This window comes from Bartonella bacilliformis KC583, assembly GCF_000015445.1.
GTDB classification, from domain to species: Bacteria; Pseudomonadota; Alphaproteobacteria; order Rhizobiales; family Rhizobiaceae; genus Bartonella; species Bartonella bacilliformis.
On record NC_008783.1, the window covers coordinates 1,350,084 to 1,369,766 of the forward strand.

The 19,683-nt window shown below is 39.1% G+C and carries 11 protein-coding genes; 2 read left to right on the plus strand and 9 right to left on the minus strand.

Annotated elements, in window-relative coordinates; translation table 11 throughout:
• Positions 1 to 38: 38 nt before the first annotated feature.
• Positions 39 to 8,636, plus strand: coding sequence for a GH36-type glycosyl hydrolase domain-containing protein (locus BARBAKC583_RS06355; RefSeq protein WP_035453288.1), 8,598 nt, complete (start codon positions 39 to 41; stop codon positions 8,634 to 8,636).
• A 136-nt stretch (positions 8,637 to 8,772) separates the two neighbouring features.
• Complete coding sequence (gene pncB / locus BARBAKC583_RS06360; protein ID WP_005768086.1) at positions 8,773 to 10,047, plus strand: nicotinate phosphoribosyltransferase; 1,275 nt, start codon at positions 8,773 to 8,775, stop codon at positions 10,045 to 10,047.
• A gap of 592 nt (positions 10,048 to 10,639) precedes the next feature.
• On the opposite strand, the gene BARBAKC583_RS06365 is transcribed toward pncB, so the two are convergent.
• From BARBAKC583_RS06365 to nth, 9 genes are all read right to left on the minus strand, one after another.
• On the minus strand, positions 10,640 to 11,545 hold the full coding sequence (locus BARBAKC583_RS06365; protein WP_005768088.1) for a metal ABC transporter permease: 906 nt from the start codon (positions 11,543 to 11,545) through the stop codon (positions 10,640 to 10,642).
• 4 nt (positions 11,546 to 11,549) lie between these two features.
• Positions 11,550 to 12,407 (minus strand): metal ABC transporter permease, encoded by an 858-nt coding sequence (locus tag BARBAKC583_RS06370; RefSeq protein ID WP_005768090.1) that lies wholly within the window; start codon positions 12,405 to 12,407, stop codon positions 11,550 to 11,552.
• Positions 12,404 to 13,246, minus strand: a complete 843-nt coding sequence (locus tag BARBAKC583_RS06375; RefSeq protein ID WP_005768092.1) for a manganese/iron ABC transporter ATP-binding protein — start codon at positions 13,244 to 13,246, stop codon at positions 12,404 to 12,406. The genes BARBAKC583_RS06370 and BARBAKC583_RS06375 overlap by 4 nt, the downstream gene beginning before the upstream one ends.
• Entirely contained in the window at positions 13,243 to 14,151 is a 909-nt protein-coding gene (locus BARBAKC583_RS06380; RefSeq protein ID WP_005768094.1) for a metal ABC transporter substrate-binding protein, read from the minus strand. Before BARBAKC583_RS06380 ends, BARBAKC583_RS06375 begins: the two co-directional genes overlap by 4 nt.
• A 271-nt stretch (positions 14,152 to 14,422) precedes the next feature.
• Positions 14,423 to 16,834 (minus strand): phenylalanine--tRNA ligase subunit beta, encoded by a 2,412-nt coding sequence (gene pheT / locus BARBAKC583_RS06385; protein WP_005768096.1) that lies wholly within the window; start codon positions 16,832 to 16,834, stop codon positions 14,423 to 14,425.
• A 31-nt stretch (positions 16,835 to 16,865) separates the two neighbouring features.
• Entirely contained in the window at positions 16,866 to 17,951 is a 1,086-nt protein-coding gene (gene pheS / locus BARBAKC583_RS06390) for a phenylalanine--tRNA ligase subunit alpha (protein WP_005768098.1), read from the minus strand.
• Positions 17,952 to 18,043: 92 nt separating this feature from the next.
• Positions 18,044 to 18,445: a 50S ribosomal protein L20 gene (gene rplT / locus BARBAKC583_RS06395; RefSeq protein WP_005768100.1), complete on the minus strand. Its 402-nt coding sequence runs from the start codon at positions 18,443 to 18,445 to the stop codon at positions 18,044 to 18,046.
• A gap of 33 nt (positions 18,446 to 18,478) precedes the next feature.
• Positions 18,479 to 18,682, minus strand: coding sequence for a 50S ribosomal protein L35 (rpmI, locus tag BARBAKC583_RS06400; RefSeq protein WP_005768101.1), 204 nt, complete (start codon positions 18,680 to 18,682; stop codon positions 18,479 to 18,481).
• A gap of 130 nt (positions 18,683 to 18,812) precedes the next feature.
• Positions 18,813 to 19,571, minus strand: coding sequence for an endonuclease III (gene nth, locus BARBAKC583_RS06405; RefSeq protein WP_005768102.1), 759 nt, complete (start codon positions 19,569 to 19,571; stop codon positions 18,813 to 18,815).
• Positions 19,572 to 19,683: the final 112 nt, after the last annotated feature.

Genomic DNA, 19,683 nt, shown 5'->3' on the forward strand with positions numbered 1-19,683 from the left:
TAAAGAGAAAGATTGTATCTTTGAATAACAAAAATATTATGGTGCTCAAACAATTATGCATGAAATGGTTCTTTTCCCGACAAATAGAGATCGGTTCTCTTTCTCAAACCAACTTTCCTATTCGTTCGACTTATAAATCGCAGGAAGAACTCTATAAATTAGGCTATGATATGGCCTTTGGACAAGAAATTTTACTTCCCGAATATGAAGAAAAAAACTATTTTCGCGAACGATTGGTTGAAAATGCTAAACTCATTCTCCACGCCTTTCACACCAGTGATGTTGCAGCCAGAAACAACGAGACAATTGCACCTTCTGCTCAATGGCTTATCGATAATCATTATACCATCGACAAAACCATACAACAACTACGCTGTAACTTATCTAAATCATTTATAAAACAGCTCCCCTCTTATGAAAAAAAAGCAGAAGTTCCACGTATTTTTGCTTTAGCCTGGCTTTATATCGCCCATACAGATAGCATAATTTCACAAGAAACACTTACGGCTATAGTCAATGGCTTTCAAAAAGTTTGTTATTTAAAAATTGGCGAATTGTGGGCTCTACCCTCTATTATTCGTATGATTTTAATTGAAAATGTTCGCCGTCTTTCATCGCATATTGAACATGCTCAGCATATGCGCCATTGCGCCAATCAAGCAGCCGATAAAATTGCTCTCGCAAAAGATAAAGATGAAGCTAGATTACATACTCTTTTCACTTTTTATGAAAAATTAATCACTGATTCGACCTTTTCAGCCCATTTATTTTATCGTCTTCGGGGTTCCTCCATTGATTCTACAACAGCATTAACATGGCTTGAAAAAAATTTGTGTCGCCATGGCAGTAGCCCAGAAATTACAACAGCCAATGAACATACCCGTCAAGCAGCAGACGGTGTCACCATGGGCAATATTATTCGTTCTCTCAAAACTATTGATGACATTGACTGGACAGTATGGTTTGAAACTGTCAGTTCTGTAGACCTTGTTTTGCGTGAAAACAGTGACTTTTCTGAAATTGATTCTCACTCACGTAATGCCTATCGAAAAGTGATAGAGAAAATTGCACGTCATTCGCCTCTGAGTGAACTAGACGTCACACTTAAAGCTGTAGAGATGACACAAACCTCTCTTGAATATACTCCTCATCAAAACAGTTCCTCCGTTGAAAAGCATTGCTCTATTGGGTGGTATCTTGTCGATGATGGACGCTACATTTTTGAAAAAGCTTGCGGATATAATCCATCCTTTCTCACGAAGTGGATGCGCATCTACAGCCGTTTACAGATAGGAATGATTGCAATCCCTGTTTCTATTTTAACGTTTGCTCTTTTGCTTGCAGTTTATGCTTTCTTACGAACCTCTAGCCTCACACCATCCATGACTCTTCTTTTCACCGCGTTAGCGCTTTTTCCTGCTATGGATGCTGCTTTTGCTTTCTTCAACACTGTTGTTTCATGGTTTATCCCACCAAACCAACTGATTGGTTATGAATATAAAGAGGGTATTCCCAAGCACGCACGCACAATGGTTGTTGTCCCCACTTTGATGACATCACGCGATTATATTGATGAGCAAATACGCAATCTTGAAGTCCATTATCTTGCTAACCCACAAGGTGCTATTCATTTCGCACTTATCACAGATTGGGTAGATTCCCCACGAGAGAAAACGCAAGAAGATCTTGATCTGCTATCTTATGCGCAAACAAATATCGCTAAACTTAACCATCGCCACTGCAAAGATAACACTCCTTTATTTTTCCTTTTACATCGCCGACGCCTTTATAACGCTAGCGAAAAATGCTGGATGGGGTGGGAACGTAAGCGTGGCAAACTTCATGAGCTTAATCTTTTATTACGAGGGAATCAAAATACCAGTTTTTATCCTCCAGATCCTCATCTTCCTCTAGATTGTCGTTTCGTTATGACACTGGACTCAGATACGATCCTACCCCCTGAAAGCGTCGCTAAATTAGTTGGTAAACTTAACTATCCACTTAATCATCCTGTTTTTGATCCTAAACATAAAACAGTTGTAAAAGGCTATAGTATTTTACAACCCCGTGTTACACCTTCTCTCATGGCAGAAGAGGGAACATCTATTCTACAACGTGTTTTTTCTGCCAATCGTGGTCTTGATCCTTATGTTTTTGCTGTTTCTGATACTTACCAAGATCTGTTGGGAGAAGGAACTTTTACCGGAAAAGGTCTCTATCATATTGATGCATTTGAACAAGCACTAGCTGGCAAAATCAAAGAAAATGCTGTTCTCAGTCATGATCTTTTAGAAGGTGGCTATGCACGTGCCGCGCTAGTTAGTGATGTAGAAGTAATTGAAGATTATCCTACAGCTTATAATGTTGATGTTGCTCGCCATCATCGTTGGACACGCGGTGATTGGCAATTATTGCCCTATCTCTTTGAGAACCGTCACATTAACCTCATAACACGCTGGAAAATGCAGGATAATCTGCGCCGTTCTCTTACACCACTCATGTGGCTAATCGCTACAATTATAGGATGGTCTATTTTACCATTAAAGACAGCAACTATTTGGCAAACATTCTTGCTACTCAGTCTATTCATTTCCCCGATTTTAGGAATGTTTCGATCACTTATACCGCCTGGTATTGAATATTCTTCACGCGGGCAAATCCAATCAATTATGAGTAGCATTGTTTCTACGATAGCCAATATACTTCTTAAAACAGCATTTATGGCCCATTCAGCTTATTTTATGACCGATGCGATTATCCGCACACTTTTCCGTATGCTCATTTCAAAACACCATCTCCTTGAATGGAAAACATCGGCTGCAACAAAATCAATCCCGAATAGTCTAAAATTTTATACCCTGACAATGTGGCCAGCATCACTTATTGGTTTTTTCGCCATAGCATTGCCTGTACTCTTGCATAATTTAACAAGCTTTATTGCTTTTCCTTTTGGCATAGCATGGTTATTTTCACCTTTTATTGCATGGTTTGTGAGCCAACCAAAAACATTTCAGGATACTCTGACACTATCTTCAGAAGATAAAAAAACTCTGCGGCTTATTGGACGAAGGACATGGCTGTATTATGCAACCTTTGTTAACGAGCGTAATAACTATTTGCCCCCTGATAATTTTCAAGAGGATCCAAAACCTCTTATTGCCCAACGCACATCACCTACGAATATTGGAGTTTATCTTCTTTCCACTATTGCTGCTCATGATTTTGGTTGGATTAGTTCTAATGAAACACTTATGCGCATTGAGCGCACATTGAATACCCTTGAAAAAATGGAAAAATTTCGAGGCCATCTCTATAATTGGTATGAAACAGATACTCTTAAACCTCTATCACCAACCTATGTTTCAACCGTTGATTCAGGAAACCTTGCTGGTCATTTAGTCACGCTTTCTTCAGCCTTAAATGAATGGGCTGAAGTCCCTAGTATTTTTACACAAAGCAATCTGTTAGGCTTATTGGATGTCAATGATATTCTTGAAGAAACTTTAAAAGAAATTCCAAATAATCAAGATAATTTACACTCTTTACGTCACCAAATCGAAAAACGAGTAATCCATTTTCATGCTTCCGTCAGCACTTTCGCAGAAAAATTAGAAAAAATAACTTGCTTCCCTCTCAGCCTTTTGCTTATTGCTCATGATATCGTGCGTTTAACCAATCAACTCGATCAAAAAATGCAAACAGCGCAATCTGCTCATGCACTATCTTGGGCCAAATGCCTTGTCGAGACCTGCGAAGCTCACAATCACAAAATTACTGATAATTATGATACTGAAAAACTGCGTCAAAAATTAAATATTTTAGCTGAAAAAGCACGGAAAATAGCTTTTGACATGAAATTTGATTTTTTGGAACGGCCTGAGCGACAACTCTTATCCATCGGCTATCGTGTTCAAGATAATAAACTCGATGAAAGCTGTTATGATCTCCTAGCTTCAGAAGCACGCCTATCAAGCCTTTTTGCTATTGCTAAAGGTGATATCAAATTCAAACACTGGTTTCATCTCGGCCGATTTCTTATTCCAATTGGCTGGAAAGGTGCCTTATTATCATGGTCAGGATCCATATTTGAATATCTTATGCCTTCTCTTGTTATGCATGAACCTTTAGGATCGATACTCAATCAAACTAACTGGTTAGTTATCCGTCATCAAATACAATACGCCCGTAAGAGAAAACTGCCGTGGGGCATTTCAGAAGCTGCATTTAATGCCCGTGATCACTTAATGAATTATCAATATTCTAATTTTGGTGCTCCAAGCCTTGGACTTCAACGCGGCCTATCACGTAATACTGTCGTTGCTCCTTATGCTAGCCTCTTGGCTGCACAATATATGCCAACCCAGGCTGTAACCAATTTAAAACGCTTACGTGATCTTGGAGCTTTGGGGGATTATGGTTATTATGACTCTATTGATTTTACTCCTTCCCGTGTGAAAGAAGGAGAAAAATACGCCATTGTACGCAATTATTATGCACATCACCATGGCATGTCCATTATTGCTATCAATAATATCATTTTTGAAGAACGGATGCGCAATCGTTTTCACCGTGATCCAGCGATTAAAGCTGTGCAACTGTTATTACAAGAAAAAGCACCACATCAAATTCCTGTTATTCACGCCAAAGTTGCCAATCCTATGTGCAATGATTCTGAAAAATTTGATGATACCTCTACGCGTATTATTACGAATCCGCTTCTTAAGCCCCGCGCAACTTTGCTCTTATCGAATGGCGTTTATTCTACGATGTTAACAGCCAATGGCTCGGGTTATAGCCGTTGGTATGATTATACTCTCACGCGCTTTATCCCCGATGCTACAGAAGATCAACAAGGCATTTTATTCTTCCTACGTGATACACATAATGAACGTTGGTGGTCTCTCACGGGTGAACCAACACGCGTTGTTGATGAAGAAATGATCAGCATTTTTACAGATGAAAAAGCTGAATATACGAAAGCGGTTAATGGAATCAAATCAACACTTGAATGTCTTGTTGCCTCTGAAGGTGATGGTGAAAGTAGACGCCTCCAACTTATCAATACAACAAACAAAGATCGCTTCATTGAAATTACTTCTTACGGTGAATTAGCACTTGCAACAGTAGAAACTGATTGTGCTCATCCTGTTTTTTCACGCATGTTTATAGAAACAGAAATCACTGATTCAGGGAGAACAATTTTTGCCAAAAGGCGCAAACGTGCTCCTGATGATCCTGATATTCATATTGCTCATTTTGTTACGGATACCTCTGGTATAATCCAAAAAGCAGAAGCTGAAACTGACCGTCGTCTTTTTATCGGCCGTGGTCGATCTCTTCATCGCCCAGCGGCCTTTGATAAAAATTCTCATTTCAGTGGTAATCAAGGCTGCGTTCTTGATCCAATCATCTCTATCCGCTGCTATGTAAAAATTCCAGCACATGAAAAAGTAGAACTCATCTTTTGGACTTTCGCAGCTCATTCAAAAGAAAGATTGCGTGAACATATTGAACATTATCGGCAACCCAATATGTTTCAGAGAGAATTTGCAATGGCATGGACACGCTCGCAAGTTGCATTATATCAGAGCAACATCCATCCCAAAGAAGCTATGACTTATCAAAAATATGCAACACCGCTTATTTATCCTGAGCGAACATGGCGTCTTCCCCCTGAAATATTAGCAAACACTCTTGGAAAACAATCTGATCTTTGGCCAATGTCTATTTCAGGAGACTATCCTATCTGCCTTCTCAGATTAGATAATGAAACAGGTATAACTGTATTACGCGAACTCCTGAAAGCTCATGAATATTGGCGTATACGTGGATTAATCGTTGATCTCGTTATCCTGAATGAGCAGACATTTTCCTATATACAAGATACTCAGCGCACTATTGAATGGGTATGTGAATCTTACCGTCATCACTCCAATGCAATAAATGAGCGCCAACACATCTTTACGCTTCAGCGTGACCAAATGAGTGAGCAAAGTTTAAAAACACTCCTTGCATCAGCACGTATTATCCTGCACGCTCAAAATGGATCTTTATCTGAACAGCTCAAGCGTATGGAAAATATTGATTCCGATCTGATGTCACGCAAAAGCGATCAAAAATTAAATCATCAATTAAACGACAGCAAGCACGACAAAAAAAAGCAAATAACCCTATTACTTGAGAAAAATGATTTTTCTTCTCCTAGCCTCGTCAGCCGAAAAAAACCATCATACTCTCCTGTTCATGGTGAAGATCTCAATTATTGGAATGGTTATGGTGGTTTTAACTCTCATAACTATTATGTGATGCGTTTTAACGGATGCACCACCACACCACATCCATGGATTAACGTGATTGCCAATCACAGCTTTGGCTTTCACGTATCAGCCGAGGGAGCAATTTTTACCTGGGCTAACAATAGCCGCAATTATCAACTCACTCCTTGGACTAATGATCCCGTCTCTAACCGCCCTGGAGAAGCGCTTTATCTCATTGACCGTCTATCTTTAAAATGCTTTTCGCCAGTTTCTGCTGTTGAATGTGATGATAACGTTGTCTATGAAGCTTGCCATGGTTTTGGATTTTCAACTTTTAAATCTATACATTCAGATATCGAACTAGAACTGACTCACACACTTCATCGCGAAAAGCCAATTCGACTTTCCCGCCTTACCATCAAAAATAAAGGGAAAAAACCACGCAATCTACGCCTTTATAACTACGTCGAATGGGTTTTGGGTAATGTCCGTACAAAATATGCCCCTTTTATTATTCCTTATCATGATCCCAAACGTGGTGCACATTTTGTTCAAAATCCTTATCACCTCGAAAAGTCCCAACACGTTACTTTTTTATCAGCATCCCAATTGCCAACCAGCTTTACTACAGATCGCACAGAATTCATCGGTTCAACAGGAACAGTTCAACATCCCCGTGCTATCCGTAAAGCTGAAGCACTTTCAAATACGGTTGAAGCAGGCCGCGACCCCTGTTCAGCATTAGCATATGATATTGATTTGCTGCCAGGCCAAACAAAAGAAATCATCTTCTATCTTGGCAGTGCTGACACTATGCAAGAAGCCCAAAAATTATTAGACCAAATTTCTATGGATGATTTTCAAGTTCTTCTTGCACAACAAGTAGAAAACTGGAACGATTTTTTCGCCCCGTTACAAGTTAAAACGCCGGATCATTCTTTTGATCTTATGGTCAATCATTGGCTCCCTTATCAAATTTACGGATGCCGTATGATGGCCCGTTCAGCTTTTTACCAAGCTAGTGGCGCATTCGGATTCCGCGACCAATTGCAAGATAGCTTATCTCTGTTATTGCTTGAACCAAACCTGGCACGTGAACAATTGTTAAACGCTGCAGCTCACCAATTTTTAGAGGGTGATGTACAGCATTGGTGGATTCCTCACACCAATGCTGGTGTTCGCACACTCATTTCTGATGATATCATCTGGCTTGCTTATGGAACAGCTCATTATGTCAATACAACTGGCGAATATGCATTCCTTGATACCCCCATTGCCTTCATTGAGGGAGATACGCTGAAAGCTGAGCAACACGATGCTTATTTTCAACCGATGCAATCTTCAAAAACTGCAACACTTTATGAACATTGTGCTTTAGCTTTAGATCTTGCTATCGAGCGCTCTGGTCAACATGGTCTCCCACTCATTTTAGGGGGTGATTGGAATGATGGCATGAATTTGGTCGGAATTGAGGGAAAAGGTGAAAGCATTTGGCTTGGATGGTTTCTTGGAACCACTTTACAACAATTTATTCCTCTCGCTAAAAACCGTGGTGACCAAAAACACTATAAAGCTTGGAGTCTATACCTTGAACGTTTAACAGAAGCTCTGGAAGAGAATGGTTGGGATGGTGCTTGGTATCGACGTGCTTATTTTGACAATGGAATGCCCCTTGGTGCTCAAACAAATGTTGAATGCAAAATTGATAGCATTACCCAATCTTGGGCTGTCATTTCTAAAATAGCCCCTCCTCATCGTCAAAAACAAGCAATGGAATCAATGCTTAACCATCTTTATGATGAAAAAGGCAATCTTTTACGTCTTTTCTGGCCACCTTTTAATGAAAATACCCTTAATCCAGGATATATTAAAGGTTATCCACCAGGCGTTCGAGAAAATGGTGGTCAATATACCCATAGTGCCATTTGGAGCATTATAGCGCTTGCTGAAATAGGTGAAATAGACAAAGCTTACACCTTACTTTCAATGATAAATCCAATAACCCATGGTCAAAATCCTGAAATATATCGTGTTGAACCTTATGTCATGGCTGCAGATATTTACGCTATTGAGCCACACCGCGGACAAGGCGGCTGGACATGGTATACAGGCTCAGCAGGTTGGTTCTATCACGCAGCAACACAAACTATTCTTGGGATTCACCGTCAGGCTAATCAATTATTTTTACGCCCACGCTTGCCTTCCTTTTGGCCTGAATATGAAGCAAAAATAAAGATTCACGATGCCCTTTACACGATTAAAGTCAAAAGAACAAAAGAAGATACCCTAAGTATTAATGGCAAAGAATACAACATTGATATAGGAATAGAACTTGAAAAAACAGGTCACTATGAAATCATACGTACCCTCAAATCTTGAGTATCATACAAAATAATCAGATTGTTTTATATTGTTTCAAGATTATAGAATTATTACACTTCTTTCATTGCTTATGATAACACACATTGAATGTGCAATAATTTTAGACTTCATCATATTTGAAAGAAAAAGTATTATGAATCATACTGACATCGCTAAACGTGTCTACAACCATACCTGGAAACTTGATCCTATTGTTCGTTCGCTTCTTGACACGGATTTTTATAAGCTCCTTATGTTACAGATGATCTGGGGACTTTACCCCGATGTTCATGTTACTTTTTCACTCATCAATCGTAATAAAGCCATTCATCTTGCCGACGATATCGATGAAGGTGAGCTACGCGCTCAGCTTGATCACACTCTTAGCTTGCGCTTTACTAAAAAAGAAATAATTTGGCTTGCCGGCAATACATTTTACGGCCAAAAACAAATTTTTAAACCGGATTTTCTTCATTGGCTTGAAAATTTCCAGCTGCCTGACTATGAATTATCCCGTAAAGATGGCCAATATATACTCCATTTTCATGGCTCGTGGGCTTATAGCTCCATGTGGGAAATCCCTGCTTTAACGATTATCAGTGAATTACGTTCTCGAGCTGCTATGAAAAATCTTGATCGTTTTGCACTTGATGTCCTTTACGCTCGTGCTAAAGCAAAAATGTGGAGCAAAATTGAACGTCTAAAAAAACTTCCTGATATTAAAATATCTGACTTTGGAACCAGGCGTCGTCATTCCTTTTTATGGCAACGTTGGTGTGTTGAAGCTTTAAAAGAAGGAATTGGCGCTTCTTTTACTGGAACATCCAATGTTCTTCTGGCCATGGATACAGACTTAGAAGCGCTTGGCACAAATGCACATGAATTACCTATGGTTATCGCTGCTCTTACCAATAATGATGATGATTTGCGCAAAGCACCTTATCAAGTTCTGCAAGATTGGAAGCGTTACTATGAAGGAAATCTCTTAATTGTTTTACCGGATACTTTTGGTACAGAAGCATTTTTACGCAATGCACCAAAATGGGTAGCAGATTGGACAGGATTTAGACCTGACAGTGCTCCACCTATTGAAGGAGGTGAGCGCATTATCCAATGGTGGCAAGAACAAGGGAAAAAACCACAGGAAAAACTGTTGATTTTCTCTGATGCCCTTGATGTAGATACAATTGAAAAAACCTATCATCACTTCCATGGTAAAGTGCGCATGATTTTTGGATGGGGCACTAACCTTACCAATGATTTTGCAAACTGCGCCCCTCAAGAAATCGCAGATCTTGACGTTACTTCTCTTGTCTGCAAAGTTACCAGCGCTAATGGTCGGCCAGCCGTAAAGCTCTCAGATAATCCTGAAAAAACTATTGGAAACCCTCAAGAAATACAACGTTATCTGAATTTTTTTAGTCATTAAATAAGCAAATAATCACTACTCAAATATTATCCATCAAAGAGTACACCTTGATAAAATGGAATATAAGATAATTTACACAATATGTTGATTATTTCAAAATTTCCAGGCTATTAAAAATCAATTTAGAAAGTCAAAAAAAAAGCTGCCTGATAAATCAATGCAGCTTTTTAATTATGATCATGATTATAGTGCAGTATTTGGGATGAAAAAACCGCACTCATCCACCAAGCTAGGAGGAAAATAGCCTGATGATCTATATCTAAGGAAGACAAGAACTAAAAACAACAGACAAAAATGCATGGCTGCCATGCGCAGGTTTGTTATAGTTAAATATCCTGCACCATTCTTCCAAAAAAAGGAAGAGAATATAAAATAGGCATGAAATCAAATAATTACTGAAGAAAAAAAGGCTGCATAAACAAATTATAATGCAGCCTTTATCACGATTACGAATGTAGTGCTTAGGAGGAAAAATACTGCATTCATCTACCAGACTTTAGGAGGAAGTAGCCCGGTGCTTTATACTTAAGGGAGACAAGGACTAGAAACAACAGACAAAAATGCATGGCTACCATGCGCAGGTTTGTTATAGTTAAATATCCTGCACCATTCTCTGACGAAAAAAGATCGATACAAAAATAGCAATAAAAATTAGTGTTAAAACCAAAACAATTGTTGAAGCAGAATCAGAACCAATAAATAAGCTCAGATAAATTCCTAGAAAACTAGAAAAAGCCGCGATAAATATAGCGATCCAAACCATAGAAAAAAACCGCTTAGTAACAAGATACGCAATAGCTCCCGGTGCAATTAACAAAGAAACAACGAGAATAATGCCGACTGCTTTTAAAGCCGCAACAATAGTTAAAGAAATTAATGTCAAAAGAGTATAATGAAGCACCGATACCCGCAATCCTATGGCACGTCCTTGAACTGAATCAAAAATATACAGCATAAAATCGCGCCATTTTGTTCCCAAAATCAAAGTGACAACCATAGCAATTATGGCTGTCTGGATAATATCAAGCCAGTTCACACCCAAAAGATTTCCAAATAAAATATGATTCAAATCTAAATGACTATGAATTGTTGTGGCTAAAACAAGCCCCAAACCAAACATCGATGAAAAAACAACACCCATAACCGTATCCTGTTTAATACGACTATTGCTCCCTAAAAAACCTGTAACAATGGCACACATCATGCCAGCGATAAAAGCGCCACAAGTAATTAAAATCATTGTAATATTAGCTGGGCGCACATGCTGAAACCAAGAAAACGGCAAAAAAGACAAAAGCGCTATCACCCACGGTGTCATTATATAGCCAATAACAACACCAGGAAAAACGGCATGAGAAATTGCATCTCCTAAAAGCGCCCATCCTTTCAAAATAAGAAAACAAGAAAGCATAGCCATTGGAATAGCGATAATAATAGTAATTATCATACCCTTAATCATAAAAGAAAACTGAAAAGGAAGGAGTAACTGATCAATCATGATATTAACACATCTTTTTTGCTTCTCTTATGCGTAAGCGCGCAGCAATAAAACCATATTTAGGAGAAAAAATAAAAGCTATCATAAATAAAAACGCTTGGAAAAGCACAACAACACCACCGGTTTGTGCATTCAAAAAATAACTAACATAAACGCCAAGCATACTTGTTAGTGTTCCAATCACCACCGCAATCATCAGAAGATTTATAAAACGATCACTTAAAAGATAAGCCGTTGCTCCTGGTGTCACCACAAGACAAATAACCAAAAAAGCTCCAACCGTCTGCATAGCCGCAATCGTGCAAGCAGCAAGCAATGTAAAAAAGAGAAGTTTAAGCAACTTTACATTCAACCCAATGGCACGTGCATGATTTTCATCAAATAAAGAAACCAATAAATCTTTCCACTTTAAGAGTAATATAAAGAGAGAAATAAAACTAATAAAAGCTAACTGTACAATATCTGACAAACTGACTGCTAAAATATTCCCAAGAACAATTGTATTAATATTAACAGCCATTGGTTTTAGTGACTTAAGAAATAATCCAAGAGCAAAAAAAGAGGAAAAAATTAAACCAATAATGGTATCTTCTTTTAACTTTGTTCGATGATGAAAAAATAACATCACCACTGCAGCCAACCCACCAGAAAAAAAAGCACCAAGAGAAAAAGGTAATCCTAAAAGATAAGCTCCAGCTACCCCAGGTACGATCGAATGGGATAACGCATCCCCAATCAAAGACCAACCTTTCAACATCAGAAAAGCAGAAAGGAAAGCACAAACACACCCAACCAACCCTGAAACCCACATTGCATTAACCATATATTGGTAGCTAAATGGCTCAAGCAACCAAGCAATCATGACATAGGCTCCAGCTTTTGATTGCCATCAAGAAACGTAGGGTCTCTGTTCTCTGTAGCACTATGACTTTTTTTTGCATCCTGGAAATTAAAAATATGATGTCGCAAAGTACCATCAAAAGTTTTTTCAAGATTTTCCTGAGTAAAAACCTTCTCTGTTGGCCCACAAGCCAAAACAGTTCCCTTTATTAAAATTGTGTGATCACAAAATTCAGGAATAGAACCTAGATTGTGCGTAGAAACCAATATGACAGCACCTTCTTTACGCAAATCTTCTAACAAAGCGATGATTTTATCTTCTGTTTTAATATCAACCCCTGTAAATGGCTCGTCTAGTAAGATAGCTTTTGCCTGCTGTGCAAGAGCACGTGCCAAAAAAACACGTTTTTTCTGCCCGCCAGAAAGCTCACCAATTTGACGTTTGGCAAAAGCCAACATATCAACACGTTCCAACGCAACACGAACAGCTTCATGATCTTGCTTTCTCACATAACGAAAGAAATTCATGTGACCATATCGCCCCATCAAAACAACGTCTTCAACGAGTACAGGAAAATTCCAATCAACATCCTCACTCTGGGGAACATAAGCAATAAGATTTTTCTTCAAAGCCTTTTCAACCGGCAAACCCAAAACGCGAATTTTCCCCTTTGAAGGACACACAAATCCCATTATCGTTTTAAATAATGTTGACTTCCCTGAGCCATTAACCCCAACAAGTGCGGAAATAGAACCCCTTGGGCTTTCAAAACTCACTTCACGCAAAGCTGTATGCCCATTGCGATAAGTCACATTGATCCCTTGAGCAAATATCCCAGGCTCAATCTCAGACTTAATCATTGACCTTTAAACCCTTCCGATAAAGCATGAGCAATACGCGCACTCGTAACACGTAATAAATCAATATAGGTAGGGACTTCACCATCTTCCTCACTTAGTGAATCGACATAAAGAACACCGCCATATTTAGCTTTTGTTTCTCTGGCAACCTGCTTAGCAGGTGCATCAGAAATAGTGCTTTCAGAAAAAACTGCTTGAATATTATATTTGCGAACCATATCAATAACACGTTTCACCTGCTGCGGCGTTCCCTGCTGATCAGCGTTAATTGGCCACAAATAAAGTTCTTTCAAACCAAAATCACGCGCCAAATAGCTAAATGCACCCTCACTGGTTACAAGCCAGCGCTTGCCTTTTGGTAAGGTTTTTAATTTAGTTTTGATTGGATCAATACTTAAGCGGATCTTCTGCTTATAGATTTCGGCATTCTCTTTATAAATAGCCGCATTTTTAGGATCATATTTTACAAAAGCATCGCGAATATTATCAATGTAAATTAGAGCTGAAATCGGTGACATCCATGCATGAGGATTTGGTTTACCATTATAAGGCCCTTCGCCAATTTTAATAGGTTTAACACCTTTTGAAACAACAACACTTGGGACATTTTCAATATTTTGAAAAAACTTTTCAAACCAAAGTTCTAAATCTAATCCATTCCACAATATAAGATTAGCTCCCTGCGCACGCATAAGATCATGTGGTGTAGGTTGATATTCGTGAATTTCAGCACCTGGTTTAGTGATCGATTCAACATCAGCAATGTCACCTGCCACATTACGCGCCATATCAGCAATAATGGTAAAGGTTGTCACAGCCTTAAATTTATTAGCACTCAAAGCCAAACCTGGGATCAAAAAGATTGTGCTTAAAAAAATTGTTGTAAAAAACGCTTTTATTTTCATTGATTTCTCTCTATTGCAAATGATTTGCATTTGAATTTATAGATAGCAGCTAATATACATTGTTGCAATAGAAAGCCATTCTAAAATAATAGCTTTTTTAAACTACCCAAAAAATATTTATGATTTCAATAAGTTCTTATCAGTATGAAAAACAATTTTAAAAAGAACTTTAACCCCTTATATTTATTTCTTAAATGCTTAAAAATAATAAAGAGCTCCCTATTCATCAAATAACCAATTAAAAAATAATCAGCTCTGCAAACTACACTAATTAACCACGCAAATATGCACCTGTCATTTTGGTAACATTGTCTACCACTTTTGACGCAAGAGCTTCGAGATCTTCATCTGTCAAAGTTCGCTCAACAGGTTGTATCGCAACTTCAATCGCAACAGATTTTTTATCTTCACCAAGTGTTAAATCCTCAAAAAGATCAAAAATTTGCACTGAATGAATAAATTTTTTATCTGCTGCACTCGCAGCACGAATAATCAGAGAAGATGAAACTGTTTTATCAACCACAAACGCAAAATCACGCCGTACCATTTGGAAAGGAGATGCCTTTAAAGCAGGACGGATTTTTGTTGCCTTTTTCTTTGGTTCAGGAATTCGATCAAGGAAAATTTCAAAACCACATAAACGACCACTGACATCCAATGTTTCTAGCGTATCAGGATGAAAAGTCCCAAAAAAACCAAGAATGATCTTTGGTCCAAGTTTAATAACCCCTGAACAACCAGGATGATACCAATTAGGTGCTCCAACCTCAATCTGTACCTTACTCACATCCACACCGCACGCTGTTAAAACAGCAAATGCATCTGCTTTTGCATCAAAAACATCAACCGCTTTGGCATTTCCAGCCCAAAAGCGCCCAGCTCCTTCAAATTTCTCTGTTTCACGACGAATACCAGCAGCAACGCACTGTTGTTTATCCGGTGTATCACCTTCATAAATATTTGAGATTTCAAACAAAGAAAGATCTGCAAAACCACGATCAGCATTTCGCTGTGCAGCCATAAGCAAACCAGGTAAAAGAGACGGACGCATAACCGACATATCTACTGCAATGGGATTTGCTAATTTTAGCTGCGCTTGCCCCCCTCCAAAAGCACATGCTTGGCTTTCAGAAATAAATGACCAAGTTACAGCTTCCATCATACCCCGACATGCTAAAGCCCAACGAGCAGAACGTGAGCAAATCTGCGAAAATGTTAGAATTTTATTCTTCACCTCTACAAAATTTTCCAACGGCATAGGTTCAATCTTATTCAACCCATAAATCCGCATTACCTCTTCTACTAAATCGGCCTTACCAACAACATCAGAGCGCCATGTTGGTACTGTAACCGTAACGACATCTCCTTCTCCTGCAACGCTAAATCCAAGCCGTGTCAAAATAGCTACAGTTTGTCCATGATCGATTTCTAAATTAGTTAAACGCTTAATTTCAGAAAATGGAAAAACAATCTGTCTAGTTTTTGGCTTCTGATACCCAATAACCCGCATCATCGATGCTTCACCACCACAAAGACGCAAAGCCAATTCTGTTGCAATTTCAAGCCCTGATTCCATAAAAGCAGGATCAACACCTCGTTCAAAACGATAACGTGCATCACTAATCAATCCAAGGGCTCGACCCGTTTGTGCAATATTTTGCGAATCCCAAAGCGCAGATTCAATAATAACACGGTGTGTCATTTCATCACAGCTTGTTCTTTTACCCCCCATAATACCAGCAATAGAAACAACGCCCTCATCATCTGCGATTACGCAATTTTGTGGTCCTAAATTATAGATTTTGCCATTAAGTGCTTGGAGTTGTTCTCCTTCAAAACCACGACGGACTTTTAAAACCCCTTTTACCTTATCTGCATCAAATACATGCAGTGGACGGCCAAGATCAAAAGTCATATAGTTGGTTATATCAACCAGTGCATTAATTGGTCTCAAACCGATTGCAATTAAGCGTTGTTGCATCCATTGTGGTGATGCACCATTTTTCACATTGCGCACTTCACACCAAGCAAAGCCTAAACATAATGATGCACCTGATGAAAAATCTAAAGAAACCTGAGTTGATGTTTCAAAAGAGCCCGTCAACTGTGACAAAGGTAACTCTTTCAATCGCCCAATTCCAGCTGCCGCTAAATCACGAGCAATTCCACGAACGCCAGTACAATCAGAACGATTAGGTGTTAAACCAACATCAATAACCGGATCATCTAATCCTGCATAGGTTGCAAATTGTGCCCCAACAGGAGCATCTTCGGGAAGTTCAATAATTCCATCACGCATACCTGGAAGCTTCAGCTCTTCCTGTGAACACATCATACCAAAGCTTTCAACACCACGGATTTTACCAACAGATAATGTAATATCCAACCCAGGAACATAGGTGCCTGGCAACGCAAGCACACTAACAAGCCCAACACGCGCGTTTTTTGCTCCACAAACAACTTGTATAGGTGTACCAGCCCCCGTATCTACAGACAAAATTTGTAATTTATCGGCATCAGGATGCTTAGCAGCTGTTAAAACCTTTGCAATAACAAAGCCTTCTAAAGAAGCACAATCAACATGATCAACTTCAAGACCAATTGCTGTTAATTTGTCACAAATTTCATCCAAAGACGCATTTGTCTCTAAGTGATCCCTTAACCAGGATAATGTAAATTTCATTTTAAAACCTCACATGAAAACTGTTACAAGATCACACATTGCCCAAACGAGAAAAAAGGGTGGAAATATCAAAACAGCGAAAGCCATAATGATCTAACCAACGCAGATCAGCATCAAAAAAAGCACGTAAATCAGGCATGCCATATTTTAACATAGCAATACGATCAATACCCATGCCCCAAGCAAATCCTTGGTATTCATCTGGGTCAAAACCAACATTCTTTAAAACCTGAGGATGCACCATACCACATCCTAAAATTTCTAACCAATCATGACCTTCTCCAAATTTCACTTCTGAACCAGAACGATCACATTGAATATCAACTTCCATAGATGGTTCCGTAAAAGGAAAAAAAGATGGACGAAAACGCATCTTCACCGACGGCACTTCAAAAAAAGCTTTACAAAAAGTCTCATGAAGCCACATCATATGAGCAATGTTAGAAGTTTTATCAATTACCAATCCTTCTACCTGATGAAACATCGGTGAATGCGTTGCATCAGAATCCATACGGTAAGTTTTTCCAGGAATAATAATACGTATCGGTGCCTGTTTTTTTTCCATTACGCGAATTTGCACGGGTGACGTATGCGTGCGTAGCACCTTCCGATTCCCTGTTGCATCCTCACTAAAAAAGAAAGTATCATGCATTTCCCGTGCTGGATGACCTTCAGGAAAATTTAATGCCGTGAAATTATAATAATCTGTTTCAATATCTGGCCCCTCCGCAATAGAAAAACCCATATCCGCATAAATGGCTATGAGTTCATCAATAACCTGCGAGATAGGATGAATACGGCCTCGTTCTACAGGTGAAGAACGAACAGGTAAAGTCACATCCACTCTCTCTTTGGAAAGGCGCAAAGCCGTTGCCTGGCGCTTAAAAATATCACGTTTTTGCGCTAATAATTCTAAAATGCGTTTCTTTAACTCATTAAGCGCCGGCCCAACTTTAAGACGCTCATCGGCGCTGATATTTCCCAATGCTTTTAATCGTTCAGAAATGCTGCCTTTTTTGCCTAACGCAGCAACACGCACGGCTTCAAGTTCCTGTTCATCACACGCAGCTTCTAAAGCTAAAAAAATTTCCTGTTCCAGACGCTCAATATCGCTCATATCCCTGCCTGTTGTTTCAATAAAAAAGCCCGCACCAGCAATAACCAGCGCGGGATCCCAAAAAATGAATGCTTTAAGAAAACGCGACTAGCTTACTTAACAGCTCCTTCGAAAGCATTAGGCGTTGTATCTTTCAAATATTCTAAAGCTTTCTTTGCAGAAGCTACTAAAGCAGAAAATACTGTAGGTTCATGAATAGCGATATCAGAAAGAACCTTACGATCAATCTCAATACCGGCTTTCGATAAACCGTCAATGAAGCGTCCATAAGTCAAACCTTCCATACGAACAGCTGCATTGATCCGCTGAATCCATAGAGCGCGGAAGGTACGTTTTCTGTTTTTGCGATCACGGTAAGCATATTGCTTTGAACGATCAACTGCTGCCTTAGCCGCACGAATAGTATTTTTACGACGACCGTAAAAACCTTCAGCTTGCTTTAAAATCTTCTTGTGCTTAGCGTGAGCTGTCACACCTCTTTTTACACGTGCCATGTAATAATCTCCTAAAAATCAAAAACGCAAAGCTTAAAGCCCATTCGGCAAATAACAATGAATGACTTTTTTAGCATCGGGTTCAGCGAGAATCATTGTTCCACGTGCATCACGAATAAACTTATTAGAACGTTTAATCATACCATGGCGCTTACCTGCAGCTGCCACCTTAATTTTACCTGTCGCAGTAATTTTAAACCGCTTCTTAGCGGACGATTTGGTCTTCATTTTGGGCATTTTGCTACTCCATATATTTAAATTTAATCAAGCTGACCAAAGCTTGAATAAGCACTTGAACAGCCACGGCATGCCCTGCCGGGCGGATCGAAACCCCTTTCATAAGCCAGTATATATAAAATAGCAAGATCTATTGGAAAAAAACTGGTGCTCCATTGCCTTTAATTTCAACTAAAGGCGCTGGGATTGTGTTTGTCTTGATCGCCGCTTTGCAAAGATCAGCGATGATACACTGTGTGCATTGTGCCTTACGTGCTTTACAAATGTAACGGCCATGTAAAATAAGCCAATGATGCGCATAACGCATGTAATAAGACGGAATAATCTTCACCAACTTTTCTTCAACCATCTCTGGTGTTTTTCCTGGTGCTAAACCAAGGCGGTTTCCGAGACGAAAAATATGCGTATCTACGGCTATAGTGGGCTGACTAAAAGCAACATTTAAAATGACATTAGCCGTCTTGCGCCCCACACCAGGAAGTGCCATCAGTGCTTCACGATTGTCAGGAACGTGACCACCATATTGATCAATCAAAAGACAGCAAAGTGCATAAATATTGCGAGCTTTTGCACGCCAAAGACCAATGGCACGGATATGATGTGCAATTCCTTCTTCCCCTAATGCAACCATTTTTTCTGGTCTATCAGCAAGACGAAATAATTTTTGCGTCACTTTGTTAACACCAGCATCTGTAGCTTGAGCTGAAAGAACAACGGCTATCAAAAGAGTAAAAACATTAGTATATGTAAGATCACTTTCAGGGGTGGGACGCTGAATAGAAAAGCGGCGAAATATTTCTGCAATTTCGTCTTCTCTATAAAATGTTTTAGTAATGTCTGTTTTAGTAATATCTTGCACCTTTAGTGATTTTATTCTTCTTTCAGCCATCTAATTTCTATTGTCTTACTTGGAAAGTATCACACATACCTGCTATCAAAAAATGCACTTAACCTAAGTTATTGCTACATGCATTACTCTTGTCACTCTATACATTATCGAC

Excerpts from the sequence above, each read along its gene's own strand:
- BARBAKC583_RS06365 (WP_005768088.1), bottom strand. The coding sequence starts at position 11,545 with ATGATTGATCAGTTACTCCTTCCTTTTCAGTTTTCTTTTATGATTAAG.
- pncB (WP_005768086.1), top strand. The coding sequence starts at position 8,773 with ATGAATCATACTGACATCGCTAAACGTGTCTACAACCATACCTGGAAA.
- nth (WP_005768102.1), bottom strand. The coding sequence starts at position 19,571 with ATGGCTGAAAGAAGAATAAAATCACTAAAGGTGCAAGATATTACTAAA.
- rplT (WP_005768100.1), bottom strand. The coding sequence starts at position 18,445 with ATGGCACGTGTAAAAAGAGGTGTGACAGCTCACGCTAAGCACAAGAAG.
- BARBAKC583_RS06355 (WP_035453288.1), top strand. The coding sequence starts at position 39 with ATGGTGCTCAAACAATTATGCATGAAATGGTTCTTTTCCCGACAAATA.
- BARBAKC583_RS06375 (WP_005768092.1), bottom strand. The coding sequence starts at position 13,246 with ATGATTAAGTCTGAGATTGAGCCTGGGATATTTGCTCAAGGGATCAAT.
- pheS (WP_005768098.1), bottom strand. The coding sequence starts at position 17,951 with ATGAGCGATATTGAGCGTCTGGAACAGGAAATTTTTTTAGCTTTAGAA.
- BARBAKC583_RS06380 (WP_005768094.1), bottom strand. The coding sequence starts at position 14,151 with ATGAAAATAAAAGCGTTTTTTACAACAATTTTTTTAAGCACAATCTTT.
- pheT (WP_005768096.1), bottom strand. The coding sequence starts at position 16,834 with ATGAAATTTACATTATCCTGGTTAAGGGATCACTTAGAGACAAATGCG.
- rpmI (WP_005768101.1), bottom strand. The coding sequence starts at position 18,682 with ATGCCCAAAATGAAGACCAAATCGTCCGCTAAGAAGCGGTTTAAAATT.
- BARBAKC583_RS06370 (WP_005768090.1), bottom strand. The coding sequence starts at position 12,407 with ATGATTGCTTGGTTGCTTGAGCCATTTAGCTACCAATATATGGTTAAT.